At 56.8% G+C, this 15,364-nt stretch carries 21 protein-coding genes; 1 reads left to right on the plus strand and 20 read right to left on the minus strand.

Features of this window, described 5'->3' with window-relative positions:
- Positions 1 to 79: 79 nt before the first annotated feature.
- The 20 genes from AC3G3F_RS09330 to AC3G3F_RS09425 all read right to left on the minus strand — a co-directional run bounded on the left by AC3G3F_RS09330 (position 80) and on the right by AC3G3F_RS09425 (position 14,138).
- Entirely contained in the window at positions 80 to 415 is a 336-nt protein-coding gene (locus AC3G3F_RS09330) for a phage tail assembly protein (RefSeq protein WP_488394862.1), read from the minus strand.
- A 105-nt stretch (positions 416 to 520) separates the two neighbouring features.
- Complete coding sequence (locus tag AC3G3F_RS09335; protein ID WP_181562160.1) at positions 521 to 1,045, minus strand: phage major tail tube protein; 525 nt, start codon at positions 1,043 to 1,045, stop codon at positions 521 to 523.
- On the minus strand, positions 1,042 to 2,469 hold the full coding sequence (locus AC3G3F_RS09340; protein ID WP_488394864.1) for a phage tail sheath subtilisin-like domain-containing protein: 1,428 nt from the start codon (positions 2,467 to 2,469) through the stop codon (positions 1,042 to 1,044). Before AC3G3F_RS09340 ends, AC3G3F_RS09335 begins: the two co-directional genes overlap by 4 nt.
- Positions 2,459 to 2,725: a hypothetical protein gene (locus tag AC3G3F_RS09345; protein ID WP_488394988.1), complete on the minus strand. Its 267-nt coding sequence runs from the start codon at positions 2,723 to 2,725 to the stop codon at positions 2,459 to 2,461. Before AC3G3F_RS09345 ends, AC3G3F_RS09340 begins: the two co-directional genes overlap by 11 nt.
- Positions 2,725 to 3,189 carry a Gp37 family protein gene (locus tag AC3G3F_RS09350; protein WP_200028361.1) on the minus strand — a complete coding sequence of 155 codons (465 nt, stop codon included), beginning with the start codon at positions 3,187 to 3,189 and terminating at the stop codon, positions 2,725 to 2,727. Before AC3G3F_RS09350 ends, AC3G3F_RS09345 begins: the two co-directional genes overlap by 1 nt.
- Positions 3,189 to 3,635 (minus strand): gp436 family protein, encoded by a 447-nt coding sequence (locus AC3G3F_RS09355; RefSeq protein ID WP_057069213.1) that lies wholly within the window; start codon positions 3,633 to 3,635, stop codon positions 3,189 to 3,191. Before AC3G3F_RS09355 ends, AC3G3F_RS09350 begins: the two co-directional genes overlap by 1 nt.
- Position 3,636: 1 nt before the next feature.
- Complete coding sequence (locus AC3G3F_RS09360) at positions 3,637 to 3,993, minus strand: DUF2190 family protein (protein ID WP_115454729.1); 357 nt, start codon at positions 3,991 to 3,993, stop codon at positions 3,637 to 3,639.
- Between the two features lie 10 nt (positions 3,994 to 4,003).
- Positions 4,004 to 4,957: a major capsid protein gene (locus AC3G3F_RS09365; RefSeq protein ID WP_057069209.1), complete on the minus strand. Its 954-nt coding sequence runs from the start codon at positions 4,955 to 4,957 to the stop codon at positions 4,004 to 4,006.
- A 13-nt stretch (positions 4,958 to 4,970) separates the two neighbouring features.
- Positions 4,971 to 6,068, minus strand: a complete 1,098-nt coding sequence (locus AC3G3F_RS09370; RefSeq protein WP_115454730.1) for a peptidase — start codon at positions 6,066 to 6,068, stop codon at positions 4,971 to 4,973.
- Positions 6,069 to 6,272: 204 nt separating this feature from the next.
- On the minus strand, positions 6,273 to 6,740 hold the full coding sequence (locus tag AC3G3F_RS09375) for a phage virion morphogenesis protein (protein WP_488394868.1): 468 nt from the start codon (positions 6,738 to 6,740) through the stop codon (positions 6,273 to 6,275).
- A 2-nt stretch (positions 6,741 to 6,742) separates the two neighbouring features.
- Complete coding sequence (locus tag AC3G3F_RS09380) at positions 6,743 to 7,564, minus strand: phage head morphogenesis protein (protein WP_369112510.1); 822 nt, start codon at positions 7,562 to 7,564, stop codon at positions 6,743 to 6,745.
- A complete protein-coding gene (locus tag AC3G3F_RS09385) occupies positions 7,545 to 9,041 on the minus strand; it encodes a DUF935 domain-containing protein (protein WP_337084118.1) in 1,497 nt (498 codons plus the stop codon). The genes AC3G3F_RS09380 and AC3G3F_RS09385 overlap by 20 nt, the downstream gene beginning before the upstream one ends.
- Positions 9,041 to 10,564 carry a hypothetical protein gene (locus tag AC3G3F_RS09390; protein WP_488394870.1) on the minus strand — a complete coding sequence of 508 codons (1,524 nt, stop codon included), beginning with the start codon at positions 10,562 to 10,564 and terminating at the stop codon, positions 9,041 to 9,043. Before AC3G3F_RS09390 ends, AC3G3F_RS09385 begins: the two co-directional genes overlap by 1 nt.
- On the minus strand, positions 10,561 to 11,103 hold the full coding sequence (locus AC3G3F_RS09395) for a DUF3486 family protein (RefSeq protein WP_115454734.1): 543 nt from the start codon (positions 11,101 to 11,103) through the stop codon (positions 10,561 to 10,563). Before AC3G3F_RS09395 ends, AC3G3F_RS09390 begins: the two co-directional genes overlap by 4 nt.
- Positions 11,103 to 11,414, minus strand: a complete 312-nt coding sequence (locus AC3G3F_RS09400) for a hypothetical protein (protein WP_337084115.1) — start codon at positions 11,412 to 11,414, stop codon at positions 11,103 to 11,105. Before AC3G3F_RS09400 ends, AC3G3F_RS09395 begins: the two co-directional genes overlap by 1 nt.
- Complete coding sequence (locus AC3G3F_RS09405; RefSeq protein WP_057069268.1) at positions 11,407 to 11,739, minus strand: hypothetical protein; 333 nt, start codon at positions 11,737 to 11,739, stop codon at positions 11,407 to 11,409. The genes AC3G3F_RS09400 and AC3G3F_RS09405 overlap by 8 nt, the downstream gene beginning before the upstream one ends.
- On the minus strand, positions 11,736 to 12,386 hold the full coding sequence (locus tag AC3G3F_RS09410; protein ID WP_488394872.1) for a hypothetical protein: 651 nt from the start codon (positions 12,384 to 12,386) through the stop codon (positions 11,736 to 11,738). The genes AC3G3F_RS09405 and AC3G3F_RS09410 overlap by 4 nt, the downstream gene beginning before the upstream one ends.
- Positions 12,370 to 13,098 (minus strand): transglycosylase SLT domain-containing protein, encoded by a 729-nt coding sequence (locus tag AC3G3F_RS09415; RefSeq protein WP_488394874.1) that lies wholly within the window; start codon positions 13,096 to 13,098, stop codon positions 12,370 to 12,372. Before AC3G3F_RS09415 ends, AC3G3F_RS09410 begins: the two co-directional genes overlap by 17 nt.
- 2 nt (positions 13,099 to 13,100) lie before the next feature.
- Positions 13,101 to 13,451 carry a putative holin gene (locus tag AC3G3F_RS09420; protein ID WP_057069720.1) on the minus strand — a complete coding sequence of 117 codons (351 nt, stop codon included), beginning with the start codon at positions 13,449 to 13,451 and terminating at the stop codon, positions 13,101 to 13,103.
- A 138-nt stretch (positions 13,452 to 13,589) separates the two neighbouring features.
- Entirely contained in the window at positions 13,590 to 14,138 is a 549-nt protein-coding gene (locus tag AC3G3F_RS09425; RefSeq protein ID WP_057069723.1) for a hypothetical protein, read from the minus strand.
- A gap of 407 nt (positions 14,139 to 14,545) precedes the next feature.
- On the opposite strand from AC3G3F_RS09425, the gene AC3G3F_RS09430 reads away from it, so the two are divergent.
- On the plus strand, positions 14,546 to 15,316 hold the full coding sequence (locus AC3G3F_RS09430; protein ID WP_057069740.1) for a DNA adenine methylase: 771 nt from the start codon (positions 14,546 to 14,548) through the stop codon (positions 15,314 to 15,316).
- The last annotated feature ends 48 nt before the right edge of the window (positions 15,317 to 15,364 follow it).

A 15,364-nucleotide genomic window follows, 5' to 3' on the forward strand; every position in this document is an offset into this window, starting at 1 on the left:
CGATTTGTCGCCGTACTCGCTGGCGATCTGTTCTTCAGCCTGTTCCAGCCACATTTCCAGATCGTCAATATCGAGAGCGTCAATTTCCCCCGGCTGGAACCGGAACCACCTCGCCAGTAGCCCCTGCGCCTTCGTCAATGGCGTTGGCGATCTTACCCAGCCCCGTGATTTTCTGAAATCGTTTCTGCAGCTCCAGATAATCAGCCAGATCCATATTGTCCATGTCCTCCGGCAGGAAGCCGGAACTGCGGGCAATCAGTGACTCATCCCAGTCGTCCGGGTCTTTAGAGATTTTTCGGGCCTTCTTCAGATCCTTAACGGTCAGACGCTTGAGTTCAATGCGCTCAATGCGCGTCCCGGCAGCGGTAGTGAATGGATAGGCTGGGATGAATACTTCGGGTTGTTCCTGTGACATGTTCATGCTCCTGTGTGGTTTCAGAGCAGTATGTCCAGTTGAGGAAAGAGAGGATATTAAAGGGGGTTAAGAAGAAAGGGAGCCATGCGGCCCCCTGAAATATAGCTATCCGCCAATATTAATGCGGTAGTCGGTCAACTGGTCAACGCCACCGACGCGGAAGATATTGGCCAGATAATCCAGCTCCAACAGCTCTTCGCCATCCATCACCTGTTTGATGTACGTGCAGGTAAAGCTACTGGAGAACTCGGCGTTCTCGTGCTGTTTGAAGGTACCCAGCGGGTTCTTCTTGAACATGATGGTCAGGAACGTCACCAGCGGCACTTCATCAATCAGGCCCTGAGAGCTGTAGCGCTGAACGCTGGAGCGGCACTGCAGCGCCAGCGACTTATACGGGTTAGCGGCAGACAGCATCGCATCGCGGTAGAAGCTGTTCCACTTAATCTCACCCTCCAACTTATCGAAGCCTGCCGGGAGTTCCACCTTACCCACCATACCCAACGCTTTATGCTCCTGCATGGTCATGGAGACGTCGGGAAGTTTGACCTCTTCGGCCCGGCCCAGCAGGTTAGCGCCATCCAGATAGATGTTGGCATTGGTGATGCGGTTAATCTCAATCTTAGCCATCAGCTATTCCCCTTCAGGGTTAACAGGTATTCCGAAGTGATTTCGGTCTCAAACGTCAGTCGCTCCAGCGGCGGCGGTGGCGTGTATTTGTAGCTCAGCAGCAGGTGACCGGCGGCAAGCTCCGTCTCTTCGTTACGGGCCGGATCAAACCAGCATTTAAAGCCCAGCAGCGCACCGTCGCCAATCATCTTGCGCCCGTAGGCGTTGACCGATTCCGTCAGCGCATCAATCAGCGCCTGGGTAATCGGCATGTCGATGTACTGCTGGCTGAAGTAACGCAGGGACTCGTTGATCACATCACCGGTGCGACGAACGTTCTCAAAGTTGCGCATATGGGTGACCGTTGGCCATGCCGCCGTCCGGTTGCCCCACAGACGCAGGCCGCTGCCGTAGCTGCTGAAGACCGTCGTGATGCCCTGTTCGTTGAGCAGATTCACCTCGCTCTGCGGGTCGTCAATCATGGCTGACAGCTGGCGCTCCACACCGGTGATACCCATAATTTCCTGGTTGGAGGACGACCACCAGTAGCCCTTGTCCAGGTCGACTTTGGCACGCAGACCCGCAGCACGCTGGCTCAGTGGCTCCAGCCGTTCGCTGTTGGTGGCCGCGTCGTACACCTTAACGTGCGGATAGCACAGACGGACACGGTCTGAACTGGTATTAAAGTTGATGGTACCCACCGGGCCACGACCCGCAAGCGCCTGCGTAAAGGTGGTCCCAATCGGCGCGTCGATGTAGGCCACTGCGCCCAGCTTTTCAGCCATGGCGATAAGCTCCACCGAGACGCTGTTCTGGGTACAGAACACCGGGGCAATCAGGATTTTGGCGAAGTAGCCGAACAGATTGAAACTGTCGTTCAGCAGCTTCATGCCGGTACGGTTGCCCGCCGCATTGACAGCACCGATGATATCCGCTGCCGTGACCTTCGTCGGGTCAGCGTAGTTATAGCTGGCTTTCACTTTGGCACCCGGTGCGATGCTTTTCCCGAGGTTCGTCAGCACGCCGGTCTGCGCATCAAGCACATAGTCCTCACCTTCAGCGTAAGGCTGGCCATCGCCCTCGGGTTTCAGAACCAGCTGTGCGACGACAGGGTTAGCGAGCGTTGCTTTGCCGGTGGTTTTGTCAAACGTTACCACTTCATCGGCCACAGCGGTTTTATGGGTAGCCGGGTCAAGGACGTTAATCACCAGCACCGTGCCCGCGCCGTGGTCGTAGATAGCGTCCAGCGCCTGCGGAATGGTGAAGCCGGTAAGCTGGCTGCCAAACGCGGCGGCATCCTTCTCGGACAGGCACTGTACCAGGGTGTTGATGCTGCCCATAGGGGCGGTACCAATCAGCCCGATAACGGCAGATTTTACCGTTTTAACCGGGCGGGCACCGTTCTCCACCTCAATGGTTTCAACGCCGTGCAGATAGTTAGCTGACATGGGTGTCCTCCGCTTTCGTATCAGTGTCGTTACCGTTGCGGCGTTTCACCGGGATAGTCTCCGGTGGGCTGGCGGGCGGCGTCTCTTCGGCTTCTGGTGACAGATGTTTCAGCGCCACCAGTACCTTCACATAATCATGCTCCTCCGGCAGGGAGACTGTTTTCCCCGGCCAGAGCAGGATTTCGGTTCCGTCCGACAGCGTGACGCCACTGGCCGGGCCGGAATAGCGGTAATTTTTCGTCGCTTGTGCTTTCATCACTCGCGCTCCTCGTAGTTCACTTCGGTTAACAGTGGGCCGGACGGTAAATCGCTGTCTTCGATAAAGACGCTCTCCGTCGCAAAGTCGAGCGCGTACTGCCACAGCCCCTTAACTTCACCGATAAACACTTCACGGGTCAGCCAGATGCGGCGGCGGCAGTTCGGCGGGGTGTATCCACCGAGGATGCGGCGCACCACGTCCAGCACATCCACCGCCCCCTGCTTACCGTTAAGTTGACGAAAGATCACCGTGACACAGAGCTGGATTGTCTGGGGCTGGATCACCGCGCCAATATCGTTGGGTTTGTCGAAGCGCGACCCGGCGTAGCTCACCAGCAAGGCTCCCTTCGGATGGTTCAGGCGGTATTCCGCCGGTTTCTCCGGGAAATACTCCACCGCCAGCGTCGGGAGTTTCTCCTTCAGGCGGACAACAACCGCATCAATAACGGGCAGAACGTTCATCAGTATTTCTCCAGTAAACCATCGCGCCCGCCAAAGGTGGGGCGGCGTGACCGTGCCCGGATTTCCCCGGACTCCGGTACATCCTTCTGAGTGGACTGCAGCCCCAGCGTGAGTTTTTGGTCACGGATGGCTTCCAGCTGACGGCAGGCTGCTTTGTTGTCGTCCTTGACGGTATCAGGGATAGCGCCTTCCGGACGGCGGGCATACAGACGATAACGGGTCAGCGTGACAGCAATATCCCGCAGAACGGTCGGCACCTCCGCCAGCGGCAGGGTATAGCGCCCACGCAGGTGGGCATCTATCAGTTCACCGGCGTAGCGGATGCAGCTCTCGACCACGGTCGCGTTGACCGGAGGTTGCTCATCAAACCCCACCGTCTCATTGGTCAGTTCGATGAGCGTCCGCTCCGGCATCTGCTCCAGCAAATCGGAAAGCGTGCAGTACATGTCACACCCCGCGCAGAATGCGGATGGCGTCACCGGCTGCCAGCGCTTCATCCAGCGCAATCCCGGCGGATATGCCTGCCGGAGTATCTCCGGCTGCGGGAACCTGAGGAACGGCGCAGGCGTTCGCATCCGACTGGACGTTCTGCCCTTTGGTCACTGCCGCACCGGCTTCCACGACAATGATGCCGAGAACGTTCACCGGCACAATATCACCGGCGGCGGCATCGACTTCCGCTACGCCGAGCGCGACAGCACCAGCCTTGCAGGGGGCATTATCGGCCCCGACAAAGCGCTGTTGCGTCAGGGCGGCAAACGCCGTCACCGATGTGGTCAGAATGACCTGTTGAGTTGCACCCATGATCCTCTCCTTATTTCACGATGTTGCTGATGAGATACCCGGCATCGCCACCGACCACGGCAACTTTGTAGATATCGGTATAACGGCAGTAATTCACCTTGCCGCCTGCGCCGTCGTACTTATCGGCAACTGGCATGCCTTTACGGCGCAGGGTGTAGCCGAACGACGGTTCGTTTTCATCTGCACTGGTGGTTCCTGGCTGGGGCTTACCGACGTAATGCAGCATCAGGTTGTCGGCCCAGATATCGGACGGCGTTTTGTCCTTATCCTGCGCATCTTTCATGGAGGCCATGGATACCGGTTCGCCGACCACCACGTCTTCCACCTGGAAAAGGTCTTTCAGAATTTCGAGGGTGATCCGCTTACGTTCGTTAGCGCCAATCGCCGCCTGAATCGCCGGGTGGAACTTCAGCAGCGCCATGACGCTGGCTCCCATAGTCATCAGGTTCGGACGCAGGCCGGTTTTGTTACGCACTGCTTCGATACCGGCTTCAATGACACCAATCGGATCACCTTTACCGCCAACCCAACGCTCAGCTGCTGCTAAGGCCTTGACGCTCCCCTGTACATAGACTTTCGGATCCTGAGCCAGGCGGGCGGCATACAGCTCGCGCTTCAGGTTGACGCCATTCGTTACGCGGCGAATGGCCTTGGATTCTTCGTTGAACATTGACTCGGCTTTTTCGCGATAGTCCACCGGCGCGGCCAGATCGTGTTCATTCAGTACCAGGTCAAGGCTCCCGGTTTTCTCACGCACCAGAACGTTACTGTCTGCCCCCACGGCTCGCTGGGTTTCGAACTCAACGAATGCCGTTTTGCCGAAGGTAGGTACTGTCACACCTTCTTTATCGGTCTCAACAATCGGGAAGATGCGCTCGCCGATGAAGGCCGCATTTTTATAACCGCGTGCGATGCTGGTCAGCACCGGATCAACGACGCGCTTACCCTTTAAATAATCAGACATGTTCTCTCCTTAATTACAGGCAGCGGGAGACAGCAGCGTCGTAGCTGATGCCTTCTTTTTTCGACAGGTCCAGCGCTTTCTGATGCAGCGCCAGACGGTCCGGGTCGGCTTCAGCAAACTCCGCTGAAGTCGTTTTGGTATCTGTGTCCACGCGGTCTTTGGTCGCATGTTCACCGAAATTCAGCACAGGGGCGGTGCCGTCCAGCAGCGTCTTAAACGCCGTTGCCAGTGGGGTGCGGGTATCGCCTTCGGCAAACTCAACCGGTTTGTCTCCACCGGCTACCGCATCAAGAATGGCGACCACAACCGGCTTTGCTGCAGGAGTCAGACGGCCAGCACCGACCAGCTTCTCGGCAAAGGAAACGTTGTCCGCGTGCAACTTATCCAGCTTGTTCTTCGCTTCCAGCGCTTCCCGCTGGGTCGCTTCGGCTTTCAGACGGGTGTTTTCCGCCTGCAGCGCTTTGATTTCGTCTTCGGTCATTGCGTTACTCTCTTTTTGAGGGGATGGATTACGTTCACTGAAATCGGGGGTTTTGACTGGTTCATCGCGATAAGCCTCATCACGCAGTGAATCCAGCTGCCACGACGGGATGATTTTGTCGGTCTCATCAATCCCGAACCGGGCAATCAGGAAATCACGCAGACGGCTCCACAACGAGGCGTTGGTGATATCGCTCCAGTCGGCAAACTCGACGACGCCTTCTTCTTTCTCGCCAAACGAGACCTGCTTCAGCCCCTTAATGGAAGGCGGTTGTGCGCCCAGAAAACCGACATGGCGCAGGTAAAGCACACCCGGCTTCGGGTTATTCGGTGAGTCAGGGAGATAAAACGAGGCAGAAACCTTCTTGAAGCGCCCGTCGCCGACCATTTCGGCAAACTGTGGGTCAACCTGACCCGGCTCGGCATTCAGGTCGGAACCATTAAGCGACAGGGATTTCACCCAGCCCCATGCCGGGTCTTCGGTTTTCGGGTGACCAATGACGAGGGGGGCTTCGTGGACGGATGGGTCATAGGCTTTGACGCAGGCGGCGAGGTCGCTCTGCGTGAACGGCAGTTTCGTGCCGTGCATATCGGTATGGGTACCGGCTTTAAAAATATGAATGGCTGACATTTTGCTGTCCCGCGTTACGTTGTCGGGGACAGTCTGCGGAAAAGCACACAATGGCGCTTTTAATCTGCTTTAGAAAATAACAGAGAGGAGAAACGCAGTGAAGGGAAACAGAGACGATTAAAGCGGTAAACGAGGGGGCTGTAAACCTTTATAAAGGCTCCGGAGCGGGTAACGCGGTAAATCACCCGCCCCGGAGGGTTAAATTCAACGGTGGGCCGCTGATTCAAGATGCCGGACAATCGTATCCAGAACCGAGGTTTCAGCCTCCGGCTGCAGCTCACCGTCGCCGGTCAGCGGCAGATAAGGGCGGGCTTCCAGCTCCACGGAATGATTACGCCCGGCCTCGCCACCGAACTGGTGAATCGGGCCATACACTTTGTTGGTACCGAGCATCGCATGGCTGGCGTCATAATCGGTGGAAATACTCCCTTTCAGGCCACCGGCATTCCCCTTGTCCTGCAGCGTCATGCCGTCCCGCTCCTGTGCGGCCAGCGAAGGTGTCCAGGCCGGACGACCTTCATCTTCGAAGTTCAGCAGCGTTTCCGCCAGGAGAGTCCCGGCGATTTTACGCATCGCTGGCGTGAGGTCTGTCGCTGCCAGCTCCAGCGCACTGAGGCTCTGGCGCAGGGATTTATCGTTAATGGTGATAGTGACCAGATTATCTGAAGCCATCGTTATCCTCTCAGTTCCTGCTGTGCCAGTGGGTGAAGCGTGCCCTGATAGCGGGCAAGGTCAGGACGGTACGCCGCACCCGGCGCGTATGACCAGCCGACGTCGGTGGCCACTTTTGTGGTGCCGGTGTTGAAGGTGGCGACGTTCTGCATCTCTCCCGTCTTCTCTGATACCAGCTTCAGCTCCCACCCCATGGCGGATCCAGAATTCGTCACCTTCAGGCCACGGGCGCGAACCTCGGCGGCGCTCAGGGCAATCACCCCACAGCGGCAGCGCCAGCCGTTCGGCGGATAGAACGCCTGCCAGAACGGGTCGTCATAAGGCAGCACCAGACCGTGCAGGACCAGATGGCTTTTGCGGGTGTGGCTGTCGTTGATACCGGTGTACATCCAGTACGGCCTGTCGTCGATGTTCTCCATCTGTTCGGCCCAGCGTCCGGCGCTGTAGAGCACCGACATATTGGTGCGAAAGATGGTATCGAGCCGCCACGGGCTGCCCTGCTGGATGGTCACCGGCTCACCGGTGACCGGGTCGGTGGTATCGCGTGGCCCCCACCAACCTTTGCGCTGCAGCTCCGGCTCCAGTTGCTGACGGAACCAGCGGTCAGTCTTCCCATCATCCAGCGCCTGCTGCAGGGCGCTCCTGATATCTTCCAGAATATCCAGCCGGGTCACTTTGGCGACGGTAAAGGCACGGGCATGGGCCTCCTGCCACATTTCCTCCCAGTCCCAGGTGAAGCTATACCCTTTGGACTTCAGATAGCCGATCGCCCGTTTCGGCGGCAGCGTCATGCAGTAAGCCAGCTCAGCCGTGGTTACGCTCATGCAGACGCCCCCAGATAGCAGCAACAAACATGATACGGGCCAGCCGTTCCTGCAGGTCATCCGCATTCATCTGCGGGTACAGTTCAGCCAGCGCCCCCAGCAGCTCAGACGGGTTAACACCATCTTTCACCTGCTTAAGGAGTGGTTCCAGCACCGGTGCAAGCACACCGTTTAACGAACCACCGTTCATCAGAATGTCCAGCGCGTCATCAAGGTCCTGCTGGGCCTGAATATCAGCATCAATGGCCTCGGCGAACGACAGCGGCAGCGCGTTCTTCTGGCGCTCTGAAGGTGGTGTCTCGTCGATATCCCCGTCCTGCAGCTGGTACTCACGCTTGAAGTATTGCGGGGTGAAGACCACACCGGCGCGGCTGAGTTTCTCGTCGCGGGTTGCCTGGGTATCGTCGACTGTACCCTGTTCCCACATCTTCCAGACGGGGCTGGCCACGTCGCCAAAGTTCATCGAGACCGCCATCCTGATGGCCTGATTCACCGCGCTTTCCACAATATCGGCGTCGGCGTCCCGGATATCATCGGTAACCTCCAGCCCGGCTGTGGCTGATGCCTTATTCGCTGTCGCCTCAGTAGTCTGGTTCTGTCCCAGCAGGGCGATAGAGATTTCACTGCGGGCGAGCGTTATCAGGTTCTGATAAATATCGCTGCTGTCGGCCTTGCCTGCAGCCTCTTTGATCTCAATAGACGAATCATCAGGAATAGCGGCCACCGCGTCTTCAATCATAGATTCCATGGAGTCCAGCAGCAGGTCAATCTCACCCTGCGCTGTCCCGCGCGGATGTTTGCCGATGACCCACGGTGAACCGTACTTCTCGGCAAAGCGTACCCAGAATTTCATGCCACCTTTTTTGAAGGTGACCGGCCAGAAGCACATGGACAGGTCTGGAAAGCCATACGGGTTATCGTAAGTGGCATCCTGTCGCGGCACCACAAACTTACTCAGGGGAACCGCTTCACCGTCCAGCCCGGCGTCTTTGGCGCGAAAGCGCAGCAGGTTGTCATTGTCGAACTGGAACCACTCAGGCGGCTTACCCACGATATCGTTGATGGCCCAGGACTTCACCGAACGGCCCCACATGAGTTCGCAAGGCTGATACCCGTAGAGCACAGCGTCGGTCATCTCTCCGATGATGCGGGACATATCAAGATCGTCCAGCATATCCCGGATGAAGCTGAACACCCGCGCCGGGGCGTGGCCACGCTCCAGACCGCGCTCCAGTGATTTGACTGCCGCCTTGCGTCTGCGGATACAGCCACCAACCAGCGGGTCGGTACGCAGTTCACGATAGATGCGGATATCCCGGCCCTGAGATTTCAGAATGGGGTCAGGGTTCGGCAGGTACATCCCCAGCCCAAAGAAGTCGATGGAACGGCTGCGCGAGGCAATCTGCTCCGTCAGCGTTTTATCAGGTTCGGCAAATGAGACAAACTCAGTCGGGGAAACCCAGATTCCACGGGCCATTAGTAATCCTCCAGCATCCGGGCAGCCTGACGACGACGGCGTGAGCTTGCCTTCACCGGCCCTTTGTTAATTTCACGACTGGCAAAGTACGCCAGTGCCAGCGAGACAGCAGAGTCCCCGTGGCGCTTGCCACTGTCGGCTTTTGCCTTTGACCGCTGTTCAGGTACGCGGGGAACGCCGTTCACGACCTGCACGGCCCGCAGGTCATCCAGCGTGTCTTCATCCTTCGGCAAATCCACCAGGTTACCGTCCTCCAGCGCGGCCTTGACCGGCGGCATATGCTCCCGGTACCAGCCTTCGGTGGGCATAACCTGCTTAACCCGGCTGGAGCCGTAGCGCTGCATGGCATATTCCGCCAGATAGGAGCCGTTACCACGGGCATCAAACGCCGCCCCCATCAGGTTGGGCAGACCGTCCATCAGATACCAGGTGATTTGCTCCTGCTGTTTAAAGGGGACGTTGCGCAGCTCCATCACGAACGGCACGCGGCGGACAAGGTTCTTCTGCTGCAACAGGGGATAGTCCACCGACAGGTCACCGCTGCGGCCAAAGTCACGGCCCAAAAACGAACGGGCATCGGGAGGCAGCGCCTCCAGCAGCGGCTTCAGGTTTTTCTCCAGCCACTCCTGTGTCTCGCTCCACCGAACTTCGTCAGACTGCAGCTCATAGCCCTCCGGGCAGGTCAGGCGCAGCACCGGCGTGTCAGCCGACATGCGGGACTCAATCAGGGCGCGTGAGAGCCATGCTCCGCCGCCGTTCGCCGGAATGCAGTCAAGCTCCTCAGAAGCCCCGGTCCCGTAGAATTTGTACACCGATGCCATCCAGGCATCTTCTGCGTTCTGTGACCATGCCTTCCCGGTACGCAAGCAGACGCGGCGGAACAACCCTTCAGAGACGGCCTCTTTGAATGGAATACGCTGCACGCTGCCGCCCTGACGCCCGGCCCGGATATCGCCGATAAGCGTATTGAACGGGTTATCATCACCGTCATGAGTGGAGATAACGCGCACTTTACCGCCCCAGATAAGCATCGCCAGCGCCGCTTTCAGCAGTTCATCCAGCTGTTCGTGGAACGCGGCCTCGTCGATAACGATGATGCCCTGACGGCCACGCAGGTTAGACGGACGGCTGGAGAGCGCGACAACGCGGAAGCCGGAGTCGGGAAACTTGATGGTGTAGGTCTTGATGTGCTTGTCGTCTTCGTCCTCTTCCCAGAAACTTTCCTCAATTTCGCTGGCGGCATAGTTGAACATACGCGCCCACATCGCACAGGCCTGGATGTACTCGACGGTCATGTCCTGGTTGTAGGCGATGTAATAGACGTTCATGCCACCGGCTGTCACCGCTGATGCCGCTGTCAGGACATTATCGGACGCCTCGGCCCAGGTGATACCGGTTCGGCGGCTCTTCTCGATAATCTTGAGTGGAGAGGTATCAGCCACCCACCGCTGTTGATAGGGCATCAGTACGACGGGAACGTCGGAGGCTGAGGTGTCGGGTACCACTGGCGGTAATGGATTCACGATGCGATCCCCAAAATTTCGCGGCGTATTGCCTGAGCCGCCTCATGTGACAGACCACCCTTGCGGGCAATTTTCTCGGCATTGCTCGCTGCCTGCTGCGCTCTGGCGCGGACTTCGGTCTGGAACTTCTTCAGGTTGACCGAGGCTCGGGACAGCGTGGCTACGTTCTTTGCAACCTTGGACAGCAGAGCCACACGTTCTTTAGGGTCGATTTCTTCTTCGTCCTCCTGCAGCAGGACAATACTCTCGAACAGCTCGGTCTGAATCAGGGCAATCACCGCCTCAGAACGCGCGTCCTGATCGTCAGCGGCTCCCTCGGTCAGCATCCGGGCCGCTTCGGTTGCAGCTCGGATGGCACCATAGCGGCGCTCAATCTTCTGCCCATAGCGATGGATAGCGGATTTGCTGATGACGTATCCCCGATCGCGCAGCAGGGTCTCCAGTTCGGTATACCCACTGAAGCCGGACTCGTTCAGCGCCCGCTCAAGCCAGCGGCGAACATCTTCCGGCAGCTTGTCTATCGTGCTGCGTCTGGCCATCATTCACTCCAGTATTTTTCCGGACGGGCGATGCCGGGACTGCATTCCACGGTATATTCCACGAGGTCAACGCCGAGGCGGGTCAGGTCGGCAAACCAGTCGCCGGAGGGCCTCTTCTCCAGCTCAACCATTTTTCGGTCAGACAGGTAGTCCAGCTCACGACGCAGCTCAAGCGAGGTGGTGTCGGGATAAATCGCGCGGGCCACGTCCAGCAGCAGCGTTTCGCTGGCGGTGTACGGGCGGGTTTTATTCAACGCAACCAGCAGACTCCAGCGCAGGGATTCCCGACGCACGCGGGCGATATCAACCATGTTTACCTCCGGTTATACGGTACTGCTGTACCACTTCCAGTTTGTTGTAAACCGCATCCAGCTTGGCCTCAATGACCGTCTGACCACGGATATAGTCCTCACGACGGACATACTGAACGGGTAATTCAGCCTGAAATCGCAGGAATTCTTTTTCCAGCTCGCTCCAGCTGGAGGTGGAGTTCTGCAGTGCCTGTTCCAGTGAAGTGAAACGCGCTGCCTGACGTTCTTCCGCTTTAGTGAAAAGCCACTTGGCCATCCCTCCGACAAAGCTCATGAAGGTGATGAGGAAGCCCACCACCGTCCAGAATTCAACCTGCAGCGTCATTTCTGTAATCCTTCTCGTTCGTCCAGCAGGCCGTTTATCTGGCTTCGCCAGACCCGGCACTGTTTTGCGTTGTCGATAATGTTGGCGAGGACGTCGCGCTGGCTGACGCCTGAGTCGCGTAGCCTGGCGTCAGCGGCTTCAGATTGCCTGGGCGCTTCGCCAGTGCCGGTGCCAGCGGGGGTAGTTGCGCCTGAATGACCGGCGTCAACGGATGCGTCGTCGTATCCGAGCGCGGCGTTGTACTGGCGCACGAAACCGCGAGTAAACACGCAGTTAATGGGATGGCTCTTGCCTTTTTCATCAATCCAGCGCTGTGTGACTTCATTAATCTGCCCCTGTAGTTGTTGGTTCTGGCTCTCAAGCTGAGCGATTTGCGCAAGATAACTCCCTTCAGCCAGATACCCGCTGATAACCCGATCCTGATATCGCTTCGCGGATTCCCGCAGCGCTGTGTTCTCAAGGGTTGTCTGTTCGGTTTTGTAGGTATCAAATGCGGACTGCAGCCGACTGAGCGCCGCGTCACCGTCACGTTTTGCGTCTTCAGCACCATTGTGATAGCCCCAGCGGTTAAGCCCATAAAGCGCACCCACTAGGACAAGCGCCAGTACCATACCGTGCCACGGTAGTTTTTTAACCAGGCTCCACACAGCTACTGCCTCCCCATGTGAGATAGCGCGGTGCCAGATCCCCCAGGATGCGCTGGGGGTAATGGCGGTTCTCGCGCCAGTTTGCAGCGCTTCGTCCGGCATTCACCGTGGCGACATGACCAAACCAGCGAGCGCTGTCCAGCCCCTTCTGCGATGCCAGCCGCTTGTCACGCTGCACCCAGCCTAAGCCTCCGTTATAACCCGAGAGCGTCATGGCCATACGTTCGCAGTCGTTGGTGGCACTGACGCGCTGCCACAACCAGCGGTCATAGCTGACCAGTGCCCGGATAGCCCAGGCCGGGTTAAACGGCTCACGACTGTTAAGCCCCGGCATCAACTGGCTTATCCAGTCGGCAGTGGCAGGCATAAACTGCGCCAGCCCCTCAGCGCCAACCGGCGATACGGCATCAGGTCGCCAGCCGCTTTCCTGATGCAGCTGCGCCGCAAAGTCGGCCACCGGCGCTGACAGCCCCCATTCAAGCCGGGCATTGCGTATCACATCACTGCGATACTGCAGCGCGGCCTGCGGAGGCTGAACTGCTCTGGCTTCGCTAAAGAAACCACCGCACCACAGCAACCATGCAAGCGCCAGATTCGCTACAAGCTGCCACCAGAAGCTGTATTTATCGGTGCGCGGTTGACCATGCTTGATGGCGGTTACACCCAGCCCGAAGGCTAAAAGGATGATGAGAGTGATTTGAGGCCAGTTCATGGTCACAGCCCCATCGCCACGGCCAGACAGACTGCGGCAACAATCAGCGCACGGCGAATCAACGCGGCAGAAAACACCATGTGGAGGCCGGTCTGGACGGGAAAACGACCATCAGCCATCAGCTTTTCGTCATGCTTCAGGTACTGACCGGGACGGGCTTTGGGGAAAAGCGAACGGTCAAGCCAGTAGCCCAGCACTGCTGCTAGTGTTATGAGCGACAGCTTGTAAACCACCACCGGCAACTGCTGGGGCGAGACCAGACCGATGGTGCCGAGCAGCAGCACAGCAGTCAGCAGCCAGCCGCTGAGACGGGGTGTTTTAACAGGGGGAATAAGTTTTTTGATGTTTTTCATGATGCGTCTCCTTGTGTGGTGGAGACAGCATCACAAATGTCAATTAAAGGGGATTTTAAAGCACGTTATAAGTGCGGGGACAATGCAAGCAGTCAGAATGGTAGTTGCATCGTAAATAACGACAGATTCGTACCCGCATCAGGCATTACTCATATCTTTAACTTTTCGTAGCTTGCTTGCCTGAAAATCCAGAACCGGAGAAAACAGGCGCTGCCAGAATCCCACAACAACCATCTGGTCAGAGGGGTAGTCCATCGACAGGATCTGCTCGTTATAGCAGATGCTGTCCAGTACCCGGAGAACTGGTGGTTCATCTTTTTCAATAGATAAACGCTCAGCTGTAATAGCCTGTAAGCTCTCTTTTGATACGTTGGTCACGAGTATCATTTCCTTCTCCAGCTCAAAGAATTTGCGGGCGAAATCAAAATGAGCACGGGCGCGTTGTGATGAACCAACGACCAGATTGATGGCAGAAAAGACGGTCACAATAGCGGCTGAAAGCACTGCTAAATTCGTATTAGCCTGAGACAACACACCATAGATAGCCGTTGAACCAAAAATCAGAGATAACACATTAGTGGTTTGATCCAGCCGATCAAACCAAGCCCTGCGGCGGTTATGGTAGCGAACGGACCGTCTTACATCGAATAGCAGACCTTCCCACTCATGAGCCAGATTTGTCTCCACTGTTATCTCCTTTTCCAGGGCGTACCGGAGGTGAAAAAGTATTCGTCACAATATTACCCCTGCGTTCACCATAGTCCACAGAATCATTGTTGTAGTTTTTTTGGGATGGGCTGCGAGGGCAAATGTCGGACTCGTGCTTCTGAGAACCAGGCTTGTTTAAATTATGTTTATCATTCATTTGTGACTTTCCTTTTCAGCGTAAATTACCAAACCAGTAAACTGCGTTAATAGCATGCAGACATCCCGAAACCTCATCCTGACAGTGAAAGAACGACCAGCCCGGTGTTGGAGCACCGGACTGGCCATCAACCCACAGATATCAGCTGTGAGCCGACCAGGGTTCAGTCAGTCTCGCGAGACCGGACTAGCCTGCCATATTTTCACTGATTGCAAAAGGCTTACGGATAATGAAAGAACAATCTTTGCCCATAGTCCCCTGGATTGGCGGAAAACGTCGTCTGGCCAAACATATTCTGCCACTGTTCCCGGCCCATACCTGCTACGTGGAGCCGTTCTGCGGCGCAGCGGCGCTCTATTTTCTCAAGGTGCCCAGCAAGACCGAAGTCATCAACGATATCAACGGCGAACTGGTAAACCTCTATCGGGTGGTAAAACATCACTTGGAAGAGTTTGTCCGCCAGTTCAAGTGGGCGCTTGTTAGCCGCCAGATATACAAGTGGCTGCAGGATACGCCGGAAGAGACACTCACCGACATTCAGCGGGCGGCCCGGTTCTACTACCTGCAAAAACAGGCGTTTGGCGGTAAGGTCGCCGATCACACTTTCGGAACCTCCACCACCAGTGCGCCGCGTTTCAACCTGCTGCGTATTGAAGAAGAACTGTCGATGGCGCACCTGCGCCTGTCTAGAACACTGATAGAACATCTGGAATGGCATCAGTGCATAGCGCGTTATGATCGCCCGCATACACTGTTCTACTGCGATCCGCCATATTGGGGCACTGAAGGTTATGGCGTGGATTTCGGACTGGAAAACTATGACCACATGGCGGAATTGGCGCGGAGCATCAAAGGAAAGATGATTATTTCGGTGAATGATATCCCAGAAATGCGACAGGCGTTCTACGACCTGAATATTCAGACCGTCGATATCAGCTACAACCTGAAAGTCACGGGTAAGGCTACACAACGGAAAGAATTGGTGATTTGTAATTTTTAACTGTTAGAACAACTGAAGTGGTGCCGTACCTACAACCTACAGCACCAC

The sequence above is a fragment of the Salmonella sp. FC25216 genome, assembly GCF_057751355.1.